A 16398-nucleotide genomic window follows, 5' to 3' on the forward strand; every position below is an offset into this window, starting at 1 on the left:
CTGCAACGCAGCGATGGCGCTAGGCCAACGCGACCCCGTCCTTTCCATGGAGCATTCCCTGCATGTCCGATCCGCTTTTTGACGTCATCGCAATCGGCAACGCGATCGTTGACGTTATGGCTCCGTGCGATGATGCCGAGATCGAGACGCTGGGTCTTGCCAAGGGCGGAATGACGCTGATCGATACCGACCGCGCGCGCGAACTTTACGACGCGATGGGCCCGGCCCGCGAGATTTCGGGAGGGTCCGCCGCCAATACGCTGGCGGGTCTTGCCGCGCTCGGCGCGAAATGCGCGTTCATCGGACAGGTCGCCGACGACCAGCTCGGCGAAGTCTTCGCCCACGACATCCGCGCCGGGGGCATCGCCTTCGATACCGCGGCGCGCGCCGAAGAGCCGCCGACCGCTCGCTGCCTGATCTTCGTGACGCCGGATGGCCAGCGCACGATGAACACCTTTCTCGGGGCCTCGCAGTTCCTGCCCGCCGAGGCTTTGGACGATGCCACGATCGCTGCGGCCAGCGTGCTCTATCTCGAAGGCTATCTGTGGGACCCGGAAGAGCCACGCAAGGCCATGCGCCGCGCCATTGCCGCAGCCCGCAACGCAGGGCGCAAGGTCGCCTTCACCCTGTCCGACGCCTTCGTGATCTCGCGCCACGGCGATGATTTCCGTGCGCTGATCGAGGATGGCCAGATCGACATCCTGTTTGCCAACGAACACGAACTGGCCGCCCTGACCGGGGTGGAGGACTTCCATGCCGGCATCGAACAGCTCGCCGCCAAGGTGCCGACCGTGGTCGTCACCCGCAGCGAGAACGGTGCCCACGCCATCAGCCATGGCGAACACGCGCAAGTCCCCGCCGAACCGATCGCCAAGGTCGTCGATACGACAGGCGCCGGCGACCTTTTCGCCGCCGGTTTCCTGTTCGGCCATGTCCGCGGACGCCCGCTCGTCGAATGCCTGACCCTCGGCGCGGTCTGCGCCGCCGAGATCATCTCCCACTACGGCGCCCGCCCCGAAGCGGACCTCAAGGAACTGGTCGCCAAGCGGCTGGGGTGATGGTCAGTCCTCGGCCTTCTGCTGCGCCGGTTCGGAGGAAAGCGGGGCCGATATAACCGGGGCACTGTGCGGTGCCCCCTTCACCAGCCCCTCCAGCGATCCGCCGTCCAGCCCCAGTTCCTTCATCAAGCCATCGATGATCGGGGCCTGTGCGCGATAGCTCAGCGCCGCCGTCAGCGCATCGCTGGCCAGGTTGCCGTTCGCCGTTGCAGTGCCCTCGCCCCCGCCGCCCGAAGAGCGCGTGAGCCCGTCGACCTGTACGATCTTGATCGAATCGATCGCTTCCAAGGGCTTGGCGGATTCGCGCACCAGTTCGGGCAGGACCTTGAGCAGCGCGAGCTTGGTCTGAAGCGAGATCTGATCCGATGACAGCAGGTTCGCCGCTTCGTTGACCGCGCGCTGGCCCGCCGCTTCCACCTCGAAGCGCACGCGGGCGGCTTCGGCGCGCAGTTTTTCGGCCTCGGCCTCACCCTCGGCATCGAGGCGCACGGCCTCGGCGCGGTTGGCAGCGGCGGCCTTTTCGGCTTCGGCCTCGACCTTGACGCGGATGGCGTTGCGCTCGGCAACCTTGGCTGCCTCGATCAGCTCGATGCGCTTGCCGCGCTCGGCCACTTCGGTTTCACGCGCGGTGACAACCTGCTCCTCGGCTGCGGCAGCCTTGGCGCGCGCTTCGTCGGCTTCGGACTTGGCCTGGCTTTCCTCGCGGCTCTTGTTCTGGATCGCGATCTGCTGTTCCTGCCGCGCGATTTCGATGGCCTGTTGCTGTGCGATACGCGCCTGCTGCACCGCACGGTCGGCCTCGATCTGCTGGCTGTCGACCATCTTCTTGGCCTCGATCCGCGCGGCATCGGCTTCCTGTGTACGGATCGACTGCTCGCGCGCGATTTCGGCAGACTGGGCGGCGCGGCGCATTTCGACCTCGCGCTCCTGCTCAAGCCGGGCGAACTCGTTGTCGCGCGCGATCTTCAGCGAAAGCTGCTCGGCCTCCATGTTCTTCTGTTCGATCTGGACGCGGGTGTCCTGCTCGATGTCGTTGCGCGCCTTCTTGCGTAATTCGATCTGCTCGGTCAGCTTGGTCAGACCCTCGGCGTCGAAGGCGTTGTTCGCGTTGAAGTGTTCTATGCTGGTCTGATCCAGTCCGGTCAGTGAGACCGACTCCAGTTCCAGCCCGTTCATGGCGAGGTCGTTGGAGGAAACCTGCTGCACCTTCTGCACGAAGTCGGCGCGCTGTTCGTGGAGCTGGTTCATCGTCATCCCCGCCGCGACCGAACGCAGCGCGTCGACGAACTTGCCTTCGACAAGGTCCTTCAAGGCTTCGGGCTGCATCGTGCGCATGCCCAAGGTCTGCGCGGCCATGGCAATGGCCCCGGCATCGGGGCGCACGCGCACGTAGAATTCGGCCTTCACGTCGATGCGCAGGCGGTCGAGCGTGATCAGCGCGTCGGTGTTCTTGCGTTCTACCGCAAGGCGCACGGTGTTCATGTTCACCGGCATCGTTTCGTGCAGAACCGGCAGGACCAGCGCGCCGCCGTTGATGACGACCTTTTCGCCGCCAAAGCCGGTACGCACGAAGCCCACTTCCTTGGTCGCGCGCCGGTACAGTCGGGTCAGCGTCAACGCGATCACCAGCAGCAGCGCAAATCCGGTGCCTGCGTAGATCGCGATAGGAACGAGCTGGTTCATTGGATTCTCCCGCTTGGGCCTTGAATAAGTGGATCAGTTGGACAGGCGGATCGGGCCTTCGCCATCGATCGCGTAGAACAGTTCGCCGTCGCGCCGCACCAGCAGCACCTCGGCGCCCTCCGGCAGTGTCGCGCCGTCTTCGTGCGGCTCGACCATGACGAGGTGAACCTGTCCGTGAAGGTCGCGCACGTTGGCGCGGGCAGGGCTGTTGCGCGAGGCACGCCCGACGGCGATCGTCCCGCGCCGTCCGATCAGCGCATCGACCGGGACGGCGGTCGTCTCGTCATGTGGCCATATGCGGCCGATCGCGCGGGTCACCACGGCATTGACCGGAAGCGCGGCGGCAAGGCCCATCGCCATGGCGGGCAGGGGGCTGAATGGCGCGCCGAAGATCGATGCCACCAGCTCCTGCAACGAAAGGCCGACAAGTCCGAAGATCGCCAGCAGGAAGGAAAGCCAGACAATGAAGGGGAGCGAACCAATCCCGGCAATGCTGGCAAGCGCCGACCCTGCATCGAGATCGGCATCGGGACCATCGGCATCGCCCAGCAGATCGGACAAGCCGGTAACCTGCACGAGCACCAGCAGCGCGAGCAGCGCCAGCGCCACCGCGAACGGCTGGTTTTCGGGCGCAAGAAGCCCAGACATCGCGAATGCACTCCCCCGATTGGCCTGCGATCATGGCAAGGGCCGCAGCCGAGGCAAGCGGAATCGGCAAGCCGCACTGCCAAAAAGCCCTCGAAACGGCGCGACTTCTAGCGCGCCATGAACGCCTCGATTTCGGCGACGGTGCGCGGAATGCCGGTGCTCAGCCTTTCGGCGCCCGTGGCCGTCACGAGATAGAGATCCTCGATGCGGATGCCCTGATTGGACTGCTGGTTGTAGAGTCCCGGCTCGATCGTCAGCACAGCGCCTGCGGGGAGGGGCTTGCTGTAATCGCCCGCATCATGGACATCGAGGCCGACGAAGTGGCCAAGCCCGTGCGTGAAGTCGTCGATGCGTCCGGCCTTGCGGAACACGGCATTGGCTGCCTCGGTCATGTCCTCGTGCATGACGCCGGCCTTGAGCATGCGCGCGGCCGCCTCCTGCGCGGCAAGCACCAGATCGTAGTCAGCACGCTGGGCCGGGGTGAACTTGCCCGAGGCCGGAAAAGTGCGGGTGACATCGCAGGCATAAGTGCCGACCGATGCCGCCGCGTCGATCAGCACCAGATCCTGCGCACCGATCAGCGCATTGCCGTGGGCATAATGCAGCGAGGCAGCGTTGCGGCCGGTGGCCACGATCGAATCGTAGGACAGCCCCTCGCCACCGCCTGCGCGGAAGCCGTCTTCCAGGACGGCGGTAAGCTGGCGCTCGGTCATGCCGGGGCGGACGGCCTTCATCGCAGCAAGATGGCCCGCCTTGGTGGCAGCGGTCGCGCGGCGCATGAGGTCAAGCTCGCGCGGCTCCTTTACGGTGCGCAAGGATGGGAGCAGAGCGCTCTGGTCCTTGATCTCGCAGCCGGGAACGCGCGCCATGATCCGGCCGTAAAGATCGAGCGCGGGGGGAACCGGACTGCCTGCGCTGGCGATCGGCCCCATGAAATGCAGCGTACGCGAACGCGCGGCGATTCCCGTGACCAGCGCATCGAGCCCGGAGACCCGACGCACGCGCTGGATGCCGGTGCGCGCCTCGATCTGCGAGCCGAGCGGCAAACGCTCGACATCCCAACGCTCGGTCTCGATATCGCGCGATGGCAGCAGCAGGAACTCGCGGTAGGTGCGCTCGGCTGGTGCCAGCACAAGGACGGCGCCTGGCTCGTCGACAATTCCGGTCAGCCAGGCAAAGTCGCCGCTCTGGTAGAACGGCGGGCTCACCGGTCCGCTGGTGGAATCGCGCCGGGCACCGTGGATCACCGCGACGCCGTCCTTGAGCGTGGCCATGAGGCGGGCGCGGCGCTCACGATAGACGTCTGCCGAAAAGGGGAAGGTGCCTGCTGGCGTGCCGAAGCCTGCGGGAGGCAGGACCTGCGCGCGCACCGTTATCGAGATAGCGGCGCTGGCAGCAGCACCAGCAAGCAGCATGCGACGGTTCAGATACATGGCAGTCCCCCTTTTTCACCGAACCTAGATGGTTTCAGATGAAAGGGGAGCGCTAATCGACGAATGACGATTGCCGGTACACTGACGACAGCCGACCGGGCCCGTGGCCAGGCGTCAAGAAGGTCAGGCCTGCTGGATATAGACCCTCATCGCGTCGGCCTCGGCCTCGATCTTGTCGATCCGATGCTTCACCAGATCGCCGATCGACACGAACGCGACCATCTTGCCGCCTTCGACCACGGGCAAATGGCGAAAACGCCGTTGGGTCATCAGGGCCAGCGCTTCGAGCACGGTCGTCTGCGGGGTGATGGTGATGACCGGCGCGGTCATCATGTCGCGCACTTTCATGTGCAGCGCCGCCTCGCCATGCTTGTGCAGGCAACGCATCATGTCACGTTCCGAAAAGATGCCGGCCACCGCGCTTTGCCCGTCGCGCACGGGGAGCGCGCCGATCCTGTGGCTGGCGAGCATGTCGACCGCATCTGACACGTTATCGTCGGCGCTGCAGCTCCACACTTCACCGCGTCCGGCAATGACCTGGGCAATCGTCATGGCATCCTCCATTCGGTTCGCGGATAGCTGCGTCATGGCCGCGCATCTTCGTGATCTTGGCCTTTGTGACGTCTTGCGTTCCGCCGGTCTCCCGTGCGGATCATGCCATCGAATTGGCCATTGCGAAAGCATTTGCCTGCACCATTTTCGAGGCGCAAGGGACCTTTCTCATGACTGGCCGATCTCCCCTCGACGATCCCCGCAATGCGAGCTTTGCATGGGCGCGCTATCGCAGGATCATGAAGTGGATGGCAGCGTTTACCGGAGCCGTCGTCGGCTTGGTGCTGGCGGTGATGTACCGGCAGGTCGGCTTCGTCTCGATCCACTTCTATATTGCCACCGCGCTGGGCCTTGGTCTGGCGATGCTATTGATGGCCGCCTTGATGGGGCTGGTGTTCCTTTCGAGCGGCACGGGCCACGATGAATCGATCGAGGACCCGCTGGAAGACGAGCGCAACCGGTAAGGGGCGTTGAGTCTTGCGTGCGCAGTGCCTATCTAGAAGCGATGTCCGAAACCGTAGTCACGCTCGCCCCCAGCGCCGCCGCGCGCGTCGCCACGATTGCCGCAAGGCAGGGCGCACCTGCAATCCTGCGCCTTTCGGTTGAAGGGGGTGGCTGTTCGGGCTTCCAGTACAAGTTCGGCCTGGCCGAGGCGCCCGAGGATGGCGACACCATCGCCGAGACCGATGGCGTCCGGCTGCTGGTCGACGAGGTTAGCCTCGGCCTGCTCGAAGGCAGCGTGGTGGAATACGTCGAATCGCTGGGCGGTGCGGCGTTCCGGGTGAGCAACCCGCAAGCGGCGTCCGGTTGCGGCTGCGGAGCCAGCTTCGCGATATGATCAAGGTCGCCTCGTTCAATATCAACGGGATCAAGGCCCGCCTTCCGCGCCTGCTCGAGTGGCTTGAAGAGACACGCCCGAGCGTTGCCTGCCTGCAGGAAATCAAGACGCAGGACGAAGGCTTTCCTTTCGCTGAATTCGAGAAGATCGGCTATCACGCGATCTGGCACGGACAGAAGGGCTTCAACGGCGTTGCCATCCTGGCTGACGGGGTAAAGCCGGTCGAAGCGCATCGCGGGCTTGCCGGCGATCCCGAAGACGAGCACGCACGCTACCTCGAGGCCGATGTCTACGGCCTGCGCGTCGTGTGCATCTATCTGCCCAACGGCAATCCCCAGCCAGGCCCGAAGTTCGATTACAAGCTGCGGTGGATGGAGCGCCTGCGCCTGCGCATGGCCGAACTTGCCGCACAGGAACTGCCCGCGCTGGTCATCGGCGATTACAACGTCATCCCAGAGGACAAGGACACCTATTCGGTCCGCGCCATGTCCAGCGATGCGCTGATGCAGCCCGAATCGCGCGACGCCTACCGCCGCCTGCTCAACGATGGCTGGACCGACGCGATCGACCTGTTCAATCCGCTGGGCGGGGTCTGGACGTTCTGGGACTATCAGGCAGGGGCATGGCAGCGCGATCACGGCTTCCGCATCGATCACGCTCTGCTTTCGCCCGATCTTGCGGATCGCCTGATCGCGGCAGGTGTCGACAAGGCCTATCGCGGGCGCGAGAAAGCAAGCGATCACGCGCCTATCTGGGTCACCTTGCGCAACCCCTAGCCAATCGCCCTAACGGTTTGCCGCAAGTGCGAAACGGTCTGCGGAAATGTCGTCGGCATGAACGCCGACCTGTGCATGGCGTCACACCGCGTTAAGGGGCCGCCTTGCAAGAGGGCCGAAGCTCTTAAGCCAAGTTCCTCTTCAGCTTCTCCGAAAGTGATTCGATGGGCCTGTTCAAGCCTGACTTCTTCCGCGCTCTGGCATTCGGGTTCATCATGGGTACAGCCGTGATGGGCATGACTGTGGGTGCAACCGCGCTCGCGTCCACCGACGAAACGCACGAGGTCTCCCGATAACATGAACCGCGCATTCCTCACCGTTCTGACTGCGGTGGGGTTTGCCACCGCTTCCTGCCAGAGTCCGGCGCTCGCCGAAGACGTGATGGCAACGCCCGACGCGGCGGTCAAAGCGAACGAGACGCCGGGCAAGAAGGTAGCGGTCTTTGCGGGCGGTTGCTTCTGGGGCATCGAAGGCGTGTTCAGCCACGTCAAGGGCGTGACCAGCGTCGTTTCGGGCTATCATGGCGGTGCCAGGAAGGACGCGACCTACGAAAAGGTCGGCAATGGCGATACCGGACATGCCGAGGCGGTCCGCGTTACCTATGATCCGGCCAAGGTCCGCTACGACCAGCTCTTGCGCATCTTCTTTGCAGTGGGCACCAATCCCACGCAGCTCAACTATCAGGGTCCCGACCACGGCTCGCAGTATCGCAATGCCATCGTGCCGATGGACAAGGAGCAAGTTCGCGTGGCAGCAGGATACCTCGCGCAACTGCGCAGGCTGGACCTGTGGAAGCGCCCGTTGGTGACCGCGACGGAATCCTACAAGGGCTTTTACCCCGCAGAGGAATACCATCAGGATTTCATGGCGAACAATCCAGAGCACGGATACATCCGCCGCTGGGATGCGCCCAAGGTTGCGGCGCTCAAGCGAATGTTCCCCGATCTCTACAAGCCCGCCTTTACGCGGAACTGATTTGCGCATCGCCCTGCGCGATCCTATCTATCGATCATGGCGGGGCACAATCACCACGATTTCGCAGGCGAGAAGCTGGTAGAGGCGGCGCGCAAGGCGCTGCTCGATGCTGGTGAGCAATGGACCGACATGCGCGCCGACGTATTCGAGGCGCTTGCCGCCCGGACCAAGCCGGCCTCGGCCTACGACATTGCCGAAAGCGTTGGCAGCAATCGGGGCAAACGGGTTGCGGCCAATTCGGTCTATCGCATTCTCGATCTGTTCGTGCGCACCAATCTGGCGCGCAGGGTCGAAAGCGCCAATGCCTATGTCGCCAACAGTCACCCCGGCTGCCGCCATGACTGCATCTTCCTGATCTGCGATGTCTGCGGTTCGGCGGTGCACATCGACGATGACCGCCTGACCGGCGCGCTGCGCAGTGCCGCCCAGGGCGCGGGCTTTGCCGAAGTGCGTCCGGTCGTGGAGATTCGCGGTCATTGCGCCGAGTGCGCGCAGGGCGAATTGGCCTAGCGCCTTTGCGATACTGGGCTAAGCTGGCCTTCTCTTGTGGGGGGAGGGCGCAATGCACGAACAGCGACACTTGCCTACGTGGCGGCAATTCGTGGCAGTCATTTCCGGCAACGCGCTGGAATTCTACGATTTCCTGAGCTTCAGCTTCTTTGCCGTCAACGTTTCGCGCGTGATGTTTCCAGCGGGCGCTCCCGGCAGCGCGCTGCTGCTCACTCTGATGACCGCCGGCGCAGGGTTCGGCGCCCGCCCGCTTGGGGCAATTTTGTTCGGGCTGATGGCTGACAGGATCGGGCGGCGCCCGACGATGCTCGCCACATTCGCACTGATGGGCGTTAGTGCGCTCGGCATGGCCATTACCCCCGATTACGCAGCGATCGGGGTGTTGGCCCCTGTTCTCGTCGTGATGTGGCGCTTGCTGCAGGGCCTGGCCGCAGGCGGCGATGTTGGCCCAACCACGGCATTTCTGGCCGAAAGTGCACCGCCTGCACGGCGCGGACTGCTGATCGCGCTGCAGCTCGTTGCGATGCGTATTGGCGTGCTGGCCAGCGGGCTGGTCGGACTTGTGCTGGCGAGCCTGCTCACGCCCGCGCAGCTCGATGCCTTCGGATGGCGCATCGCCTTTGCCATCGGCGCGGGAATCGTGCCGCTGGCCTTTGTCCTGCGGCGTCGACTCGATGAGACGCTGCACCTGCCGGAAGCAGGACCGAATGTCGTGGTCAGGCTCGACCTGCGGGCCTACGTCGCGGCGCTTGTCGGCGTGTTCGGTTTCCTGCTGGCGGGCGCGACAGGCGACTTCATGTTCGTCTACGCCGTGACATTCCTCAAGATCCAGGTGACCAATGGCTATCTCATGCAGATGGCAGGCGCGGCGACGCAGATCGTGGGGCTGCTGATCGGCGGCTATCTTGGAGACCGGCTGGGCCGGCGCCGGGTGAATCTCGTCTTTGCGCTGGTCGCGACCATCGTTTCCGTGCCGGTGTTCCGATGGGGGATCGCTCCTGGGCCGCCGGCCCAGTTCGTCACGGCGGTTGCCATCCTGCTGCTGCTCGCCACGATCTCTGCAGCGGTGGCCTATGCGGCGTTCGTCGAGACCACGCCCAAACGGCATCGGGCAGGGCTGGTCGGCATTGGTTACGGCGCGATCGTGGCGGTCACTTTCGGGGCAACGCCTGTCCTGCTGACGCGCTATGTAGCGAAGACCGGAGATATTGCGGCGCCGGGCTACCTTTTCGCTCTTGCCGCGCTGATTCTGGTCCTGTCCGCCTTGGCAATGCCACGGACAATGGGGAAGGCGGGGGGCGCTTGATCGCGTTCGACAGCGCGCACGCATGCGTGTAAGGGCGGTGGGATGAGTCAGGACCTGGCAACACCGTTGCTCGACACGGTAGATACGCCCGCAGATCTTCGCAAGCTCGCGCCGTCGCAGCTTCGCCAACTGGCGGATGAGCTGCGCTCCGAGATGATCTCTGCCGTCGGTACGACTGGCGGACATCTCGGCTCGGGGCTTGGCGTGGTCGAACTGACCGTGGCGATCCACTATGTATTCAACACCCCTGACGACAAGCTGGTGTGGGACGTCGGCCACCAGGCCTATCCGCACAAGATCCTGACCGGGCGACGCGACCGTATCCGCACCCTGCGCCAGGGCGGTGGCCTTTCGGGCTTCACCAAGCGCAGTGAGAGCGAATACGATCCGTTCGGCACGGCGCACTCCTCAACCTCGATCTCGGCAGCGCTGGGCTTTGCCATTGCCAACAAGCTGACAGATCGCCCGGGGAAGGGGATCGCGGTCATCGGCGACGGCGCGATGAGCGCTGGCATGGCCTACGAGGCGATGAACAACGCCCAGGGCGCGGGCAATCGTCTGATCGTGATCCTCAATGACAACGATATGTCGATTGCGCCGCCGGTTGGTGGCCTGTCGGCCTATCTCGCCCGGCTGGTATCGTCCCGCCCGTTCCTCGGCCTGCGCGACATTGCGCGACGCCTGTCGCGCAAGCTGCCTCGGCCCTTGCATGAAGCCGCACGCAAGACCGACGAGTTCGCGCGGGGAATGGCCATGGGCGGCACCCTGTTCGAGGAACTCGGGTTCTATTACGTCGGACCGATCGACGGGCATAACATCGAGCAATTGATTCCCGTGCTCGAGAACGTGCGCGATGCGGCCGAAGGGCCATGCCTGATCCATGTCGTGACGCAGAAGGGCAAGGGCTACGGTCCCGCCGAAGCAGCCGCAGACAAGTACCATGGCGTGCAGAAGTTCGACGTGATCACCGGCGAACAGGTCAAGGCCAAGGCGAGCGCGCCCGCTTACCAGAACGTGTTCGGCGAAACGCTGGCAAAGCTTGCCGACAGCGATCCGCGCATCTGCGCAATCACCGCTGCCATGCCCAGCGGCACCGGCGTCGACAAGTTCGCCAAGGCCCATCCGACGCGCAGCTTCGACGTCGGAATTGCCGAACAGCATGCAGTCACCTTTGCAGCAGGCCTTGCCGCCGAGGGCATGCGCCCGTTCTGCGCGATCTATTCCACATTCCTCCAGCGTGCCTTCGACCAGGTCGTGCACGATGTTGCCATCCAGAACCTGCCGGTGCGCTTCGCCATCGATCGCGCCGGGCTGGTAGGCGCGGATGGCGCGACCCATGCCGGTTCGTTCGACGTGACCTATCTCGCCACGTTGCCCAATCTGGTCGTCATGGCGGCGGCCGACGAAGCCGAACTGGTCCACATGACCTATACCGCTGCGTGCCATGACAGCGGGCCGATTGCATTCCGCTATCCGCGCGGCAATGGCACGGGCGTGGCGCTGCCCGACGTTCCCGAGCGGCTCGAGATCGGCAAGGGTCGGATCGTCCGACAGGGCTCCAAGGTTGCGCTGCTATCGCTGGGCACCCGTCTTGCCGAGGCGCTCAAGGCCGCCGACCAGCTCGAGGCGCGCGGGTTGTCCACGACAGTGGCCGATTTGCGCTTTGCCAAGCCACTCGACGAAGCGCTGATCCGCAGCCTGATGGCGACGCACGAGGTCATCGTCACGGTCGAGGAAGGTTCGATCGGAGGCCTCGGCGCACATGTGCTGACCATGGCGAGCGACGAGGGCCTGACCGATGCTGGCCTCAAGATCCGGACAATGCGCCTGCCTGACGTGTTCCAGGATCACGATGCGCCGGAAAAGCAGTATGACGAGGCCGGGCTGAATGCCCCGCAGATCGTCGATACCGTGCTCAAGGCTTTGCGCCACAACAGCGCCGGGGTAAGCGAAGCGCGGGCCTGAACCGATCACGCCTGAAAGCGGCTGTTCTCCATTTGCTCAGCCGATCCACTTCCATAGGCCGGCAGGTATGCCGAAGAAGTGCCAGTGGATGGTTGTTGCCAGAAACCAGACGATCAGCGCGATGGTCCAGACGAAGGGTATCCTGCCAAACTTCGTCGGGTCAGGCAGGAAAGAGGTGCGGCGCATCCAGGGAGTGAACTCGCGGCTGTTCAACGAGACTTTCCGCTTGTCCTGCAAATAGGACCCCAGAAGCGCCACCACGACAAGTGTGCCCATGAAGAGGAACACGCGCAGTTCTGGTGCGACAACGATGTGCGAAAGAGCCCAGAGCGAGATGCCCCACATCATGGGATGACGGGTGATCGTGAACACGCCTGAAGGAATGATGTTGCTGACCCCGGCCGACTTCTTTCCGGCGAGAGCCGGATTTCCCATGAAGGAAGGCAGGAAAAGCGCAAGGGCGGCAATCGAGAGAATGCTTCCTGCAATCCAGGCCACAGGATGGGTGCCGTCCCACAGTGCAACTGTCGCCGGTGCACGGTCGAAAGCCACCACGCCCCAAGAAAACAAGCATAGGGAAACCAGCGAGTAGAGCAGCAAAAAGAACTGCCGGCCCAGCGCAACGAGCAGGCTTCTGCGCAAAAATCCCGACATCACGAAATGCGTTACCGCAAAGGCTGTCATTGCCAATGCGAGATTGATTGTATCCTTGCCCCAGTCCATTGCTTGTTCTTCTTATGCAATTGGACGAACGAGACCCCAGACCTTCAAGGTCAGGCCAAATATGACCTGACGGTGACGAGCTTGAGTATCGCCTGTCTTGATTACGACCTCTTCGTATTCTTTAGACACATTCTGATACTTATACGAGACTGCATCAAACGATTTCTGCATCCGCTTCGGACATGATCCCGATGCGGGTCGTCAGCGTGCCTAGGTTCGACGCTTTTTCGAAGAAGTTTTTCGGCTATCCGGCTGCGCGTTCGAAAATGGCCGCAATCCCCTGCCCACCGCCGATGCACATCGTCTCCAGAGCGAAGCGCCCCTTGCGTCGGGCCAGTTCCAGCGACAGGTCCGCAAGAATGCGCCCGCCCGTGGCCCCGATCGGATGGCCGAGCGAGATGCCGGAACCATTTACGTTCAGCATATCGCGCCGGCTGTCGTCTTGCGACCAGCCCCAGCCTTTCAAGACCGCCAGAACCTGCGGCGCGAACGCTTCATTGAGTTCGACCAGATCGATATCGGACCAGGTCAGGCCGTTGCGCGCGAACAGGCGCGCGGTCGCCGGGACCGGGCCGATGCCCATGCGGCTGGGATCGCACCCTGCCGCGGCCCACGAATGGAGCCATGCGACGGGTTCGAGACCGAGTTCGTCGAGTTTGTCTTCTGCCACGACGAGACAGGCCGCCGCGGCATCGTTCTGCTGGCTGGCATTGCCAGCCGTCACCACACCGCCCTCGATCGGTCGCAGCAGTGACAGCGATTCGACCGTTGCATCGGCGCGATAGCCTTCATCGTGCGCAAACAGGACCGGTTCGCCTTTCCTTTGCGGGACGGCTACCGGCACGACCGAATCATCGAACAGCCCCATGGACCAGGCCCGGGCGGCCTTCTGATGGCTCTGTGCGGCATAGGCATCGCAGGCCTCGCGCGAGATGCCGTAGCCACGGGCAAGATTCTCGGCCGTCTCGATCATTCCGCTGATCACGCCATAGCGCTCTATCGGCTGGCTCATCACGCGTCCGCGCGTCAGCCGGTCATGCAGCGTCAGCCCCCCGGCGCGGACGCCCTTGCGAATGTCGGTCGAGTAATGCTCGACGTTCGACATGCTTTCGACGCCGCCGGCGACGACGACGTCAGATGCGCCGGTCTGTACCATCATTGCGGCGTTGATGATCGCCTGAAGCCCCGATCCGCAGCGGCGGTCAAGCTGATAGCCCGGAACGGCCTCGGGTAATCCTGCAAGCAGCCAGGACCAGTGCGCGATGCAGGGCGCTTCGCCGTTGCCATAGCCTTGTGCGAAGACGACGTCGTCAACGCGTTCGGGGTCGATTGCGGTGCGCTCGATCAGCGACCTGAGAATGACCGCGCCCAGCTGGCCGGCAGTGAGCGAGGACAGCGCTCCGCCGAACTTGCCGACAGCCGTCCGCAGCGGTGCGACAATCGCGGCGCGACGAATCCTGCTCATCGGGCAAGTCCGGCAATGCGGCTTTCGACCAGACGGGCGATCTCACCGGACGAAAGCCCAAGGCGGTCGGCAAGTACCTGCTCGGTATGCTCACCATTGCGTGGCGCACTGACCGCTGGACCACGCTCCATCTGCGGGATCGTGGCGAAGGCTCCGGCAGCGGGATAGGAAAAACCGCTGGGGTTGCCGGTGCTCATCGCGAACATCGGATTGGCGCTGAACAACCGCTCGTCCTCCATGGCTTGGGGCAGTGTCTTGTAAGGCCCGTAGGTGACGCTCTGGGCATCGAGACGGGATGCAAGCTCGGCATGGGTGAGGGGAGCCACGGCACGCTCGATTGCGGCGAAGATCGCGTCACGATGCTCGAAGCGCAAGCCGTCGTCATCAGCGAAGGAAACGTGATGCGCCGCTTCGATCCGGCCGATTGCGTCGCCAATGCCCAGGGCTCTGACCAGCCCCTGCCACTGTCGTTCGTTGATCGCCACGATCATCACCCGCTCGCCATCGGCCGTAACGAAATCGCGCCCGATCGTGCCATAGACCGCGTTGCCGAGCCGGGGCCGGTCCTGCCCGGTGTAGAGCACTTCGGCCACGCGGCCGAGATTGGCGACCGTTCCCATGGCGATGTCGGTCAGTGGCAGGCGTATCTCGGCGCCAAGTCCGGTTGCGGAGCGGCGCTGCACCGCTGCCAGCAGCGCGAATGCGCCATAGGATCCGGTGACCAGGTCCCAGGCGGGCAGGGAGTGGTTCACCGGTTGCTCGCCGTGGCCAGTGATGGCGGGATAACCGACCGCGGCATTGGCGGTGTAGTCGAGCGCGATCGCCCCGTCCGGCCAACCCATCACCCGTACCGAGATCATGTCGGGTCTGCCTTGCGCCAGCTTGTCGTGCGCAAGAAAACCGCCGACCGGCAGGTTGGTCGCCAGAGTTCCGACATTGCGGCACAGTTCCACGAGCAGTTCACGACCTTGGGGATGCCTGAGGTCGAGCGCCACGCTGCGCTTGCCCCGGTTGAGGTTCTCCCAGCTGAAGCTGTCGCCGCGGTCATTGACCGGCAAGCGATGGAAATCCTGCCCGCCGCCGATCTGGTCCACCCGGATGACTTCGGCACCAAGTTGCGCGCAGTAGAGGCCGATCGAGGGCGAGGCGACGAATGAGGAAACCTCGACCAGCGACAGATTGCCGAGCAGTTCGTACATGGCCTCGGCTATCCTTGAACGCCTGCGGCAAAGTCCCGCAGCATCTGCTTGGCGATGACCAGTTGCATGATCTGCGTGGTACCTTCGTAGATGCGATAGATACGGCTGTCGCGGAAGAACCTCTCGGCCTCGTACTCGGCGAGATAGCCTGCGCCGCCGTGGATCTGGACGCAGCGATCGGCCACGCGTCCGCACATCTCGGACGCGAACATTTTGAAGGCCGCCGCTTCCATCTGGATCTTGCGCCCCTCGTCGGCCTTGCGGATGGCATCGCGCATCATGCATTCGGCGGCGTAGATCTCGGCCTGGCTGTCGGCAAGCATGGCCTGGATCAGCTGGAAGTTGGCAATGGGCTCGCCGAATGCCTTGCGCTCGTTGGCATAGCGCAGGGCGGTATCGAGCGCGCGCCGGGCATAGGCGGTGCTGGCCGCGCCAACCGAAAGCCGTCCGTTGTCGAGGCTCTGCATTGCCGTCGCAAAGCCCTTGCCTTCCTCTCCGCCGAGAAGCGCGTCGCCTGGAACGAACACGTCCTCGAAGATGATGTCGCCGATGTGGCTGCCGGGCTGGCCCATCTTCTTGTCAGATTTGCCCCGTGTCACACCCGCCGTGTCGAGCGGGACGATGAAGGCGGAGACATGCCCGTTCTTGGGCAGGGTTTCCTTCGCGGTCCGCGCCATGATCAGCCCGACCTTGGCGAAAGGCGCATTGGTGATGTAGCGCTTGGTGCCGTTGAGGATGTAACCATTGCCCGAGCGCACGGCCGTGGTCTGCAGGCCCGCCGAATCCGAACCCGAACCCGGCTCGGTCAGGCCGAAGCAGGCGATTTCGCCCGCAGCCAGCCGGGGCAGCCACTCGGCCTTCTGCTCCGCAGTGCCCGAATTCTTGATCGCCGAGCAGACCATGCCGAGATTGATCGAGGTGATCGAGCGATAGGCGGGCATCGCATAGCTGAGCGTGTGGATCGTCTCGATATACTGGGTGATGTTCATCCCCGCGCCGCCGTATTCCTCGGGCATGGTCAGGCCGAACAGGCCCATCTCGCGCATCTCGGCCAGCAGGTCGTCGGGGATGCGGTCCTGAGCGATCACCTCTGGCTCTGCCGGAATGAGCCGTTCGCGGACGTAGCGCTTCAACTGATCGAGAAACTGTTCGAAAACATCCTGGTCCATGCCGGGATTTGGCGCGCTCATCAAAACATCCTCAAACCGGGCGGCAGAGCGTTCGCAGGGCACCTTGCGGTTTGGCCTTGCGAATCCCTGCGTTTGTC

General features: G+C 63.9%; 16 protein-coding genes. 8 read left to right on the forward strand and 8 right to left on the reverse strand.

What is annotated here, in order from left to right; genetic code table 11:
* Nucleotides 1-62: 62 nt before the first annotated feature.
* Nucleotides 63-1058 (forward strand): adenosine kinase, encoded by a 996-nt coding sequence (locus AC2A04_RS08870; RefSeq protein WP_484211963.1) that lies wholly within the window; start codon nt 63-65, stop codon nt 1056-1058.
* Nucleotides 1059-1061: 3 nt separating this feature from the next.
* On the opposite strand, the gene AC2A04_RS08875 is transcribed toward AC2A04_RS08870, so the two are convergent.
* The 4 genes from AC2A04_RS08875 to AC2A04_RS08890 form a co-directional block, all read right to left on the reverse strand.
* Nucleotides 1062-2741, reverse strand: coding sequence for a flotillin family protein (locus AC2A04_RS08875; protein ID WP_484211964.1), 1680 nt, complete (start codon nt 2739-2741; stop codon nt 1062-1064).
* A gap of 33 nt (nt 2742-2774) precedes the next feature.
* Nucleotides 2775-3389: an OB-fold-containig protein gene (locus AC2A04_RS08880; RefSeq protein ID WP_484211965.1), complete on the reverse strand. Its 615-nt coding sequence runs from the start codon at nt 3387-3389 to the stop codon at nt 2775-2777.
* 107 nt (nt 3390-3496) lie between these two features.
* Nucleotides 3497-4822, reverse strand: a complete 1326-nt coding sequence (locus AC2A04_RS08885) for an aminopeptidase P family protein (protein ID WP_484211966.1) — start codon at nt 4820-4822, stop codon at nt 3497-3499.
* 123 nt (nt 4823-4945) lie between these two features.
* Nucleotides 4946-5374 carry a CBS domain-containing protein gene (locus AC2A04_RS08890; protein ID WP_484211967.1) on the reverse strand — a complete coding sequence of 143 codons (429 nt, stop codon included), beginning with the start codon at nt 5372-5374 and terminating at the stop codon, nt 4946-4948.
* Nucleotides 5375-5544: 170 nt separating this feature from the next.
* Here AC2A04_RS08890 and AC2A04_RS08895 point away from each other — a divergent pair, with 170 nt between their 5' ends.
* The 7 genes from AC2A04_RS08895 to dxs all read left to right on the forward strand — a co-directional run bounded on the left by AC2A04_RS08895 (nt 5545) and on the right by dxs (nt 11744).
* On the forward strand, nt 5545-5838 hold the full coding sequence (locus AC2A04_RS08895) for a hypothetical protein (RefSeq protein WP_484211968.1): 294 nt from the start codon (nt 5545-5547) through the stop codon (nt 5836-5838).
* 41 nt (nt 5839-5879) lie between these two features.
* Entirely contained in the window at nt 5880-6212 is a 333-nt protein-coding gene (locus tag AC2A04_RS08900; RefSeq protein ID WP_484211969.1) for a HesB/IscA family protein, read from the forward strand.
* The gene (gene xth / locus AC2A04_RS08905; protein WP_484211970.1) at nt 6209-6988 is read left to right on the forward strand and encodes an exodeoxyribonuclease III; all 780 of its coding nucleotides are present in this window, start codon (nt 6209-6211) and stop codon (nt 6986-6988) included. Before AC2A04_RS08900 ends, xth begins: the two co-directional genes overlap by 4 nt.
* A 297-nt stretch (nt 6989-7285) precedes the next feature.
* On the forward strand, nt 7286-7963 hold the full coding sequence (gene msrA / locus AC2A04_RS08910; protein WP_484211971.1) for a peptide-methionine (S)-S-oxide reductase MsrA: 678 nt from the start codon (nt 7286-7288) through the stop codon (nt 7961-7963).
* Nucleotides 7964-7999: 36 nt separating this feature from the next.
* Nucleotides 8000-8473 (forward strand): Fur family transcriptional regulator, encoded by a 474-nt coding sequence (locus AC2A04_RS08915; protein WP_484211972.1) that lies wholly within the window; start codon nt 8000-8002, stop codon nt 8471-8473.
* Nucleotides 8474-8564: 91 nt separating this feature from the next.
* Nucleotides 8565-9779 (forward strand): MFS transporter, encoded by a 1215-nt coding sequence (locus AC2A04_RS08920; protein ID WP_484211973.1) that lies wholly within the window; start codon nt 8565-8567, stop codon nt 9777-9779.
* Between the two features lie 42 nt (nt 9780-9821).
* Nucleotides 9822-11744: a 1-deoxy-D-xylulose-5-phosphate synthase gene (gene dxs, locus AC2A04_RS08925; protein ID WP_484211974.1), complete on the forward strand. Its 1923-nt coding sequence runs from the start codon at nt 9822-9824 to the stop codon at nt 11742-11744.
* 36 nt (nt 11745-11780) lie between these two features.
* On the opposite strand, the gene AC2A04_RS08930 is transcribed toward dxs, so the two are convergent.
* The 4 genes from AC2A04_RS08930 to AC2A04_RS08945 form a co-directional block, all read right to left on the reverse strand.
* A complete protein-coding gene (locus AC2A04_RS08930; RefSeq protein WP_484211975.1) occupies nt 11781-12467 on the reverse strand; it encodes an NnrU family protein in 687 nt (228 codons plus the stop codon).
* Nucleotides 12468-12711: 244 nt separating this feature from the next.
* On the reverse strand, nt 12712-13932 hold the full coding sequence (locus tag AC2A04_RS08935) for an acetyl-CoA C-acetyltransferase (RefSeq protein ID WP_484211976.1): 1221 nt from the start codon (nt 13930-13932) through the stop codon (nt 12712-12714).
* Complete coding sequence (locus AC2A04_RS08940; RefSeq protein ID WP_484211977.1) at nt 13929-15131, reverse strand: CoA transferase; 1203 nt, start codon at nt 15129-15131, stop codon at nt 13929-13931. The genes AC2A04_RS08935 and AC2A04_RS08940 overlap by 4 nt, the downstream gene beginning before the upstream one ends.
* Before the next feature lie 8 nt (nt 15132-15139).
* On the reverse strand, nt 15140-16321 hold the full coding sequence (locus AC2A04_RS08945) for an acyl-CoA dehydrogenase family protein (protein WP_484211978.1): 1182 nt from the start codon (nt 16319-16321) through the stop codon (nt 15140-15142).
* Between the last annotated feature and the right edge of the window lie 77 nt (nt 16322-16398).

Source organism: Novosphingobium sp. HNCC26DJ243 (genome assembly GCF_057180545.1).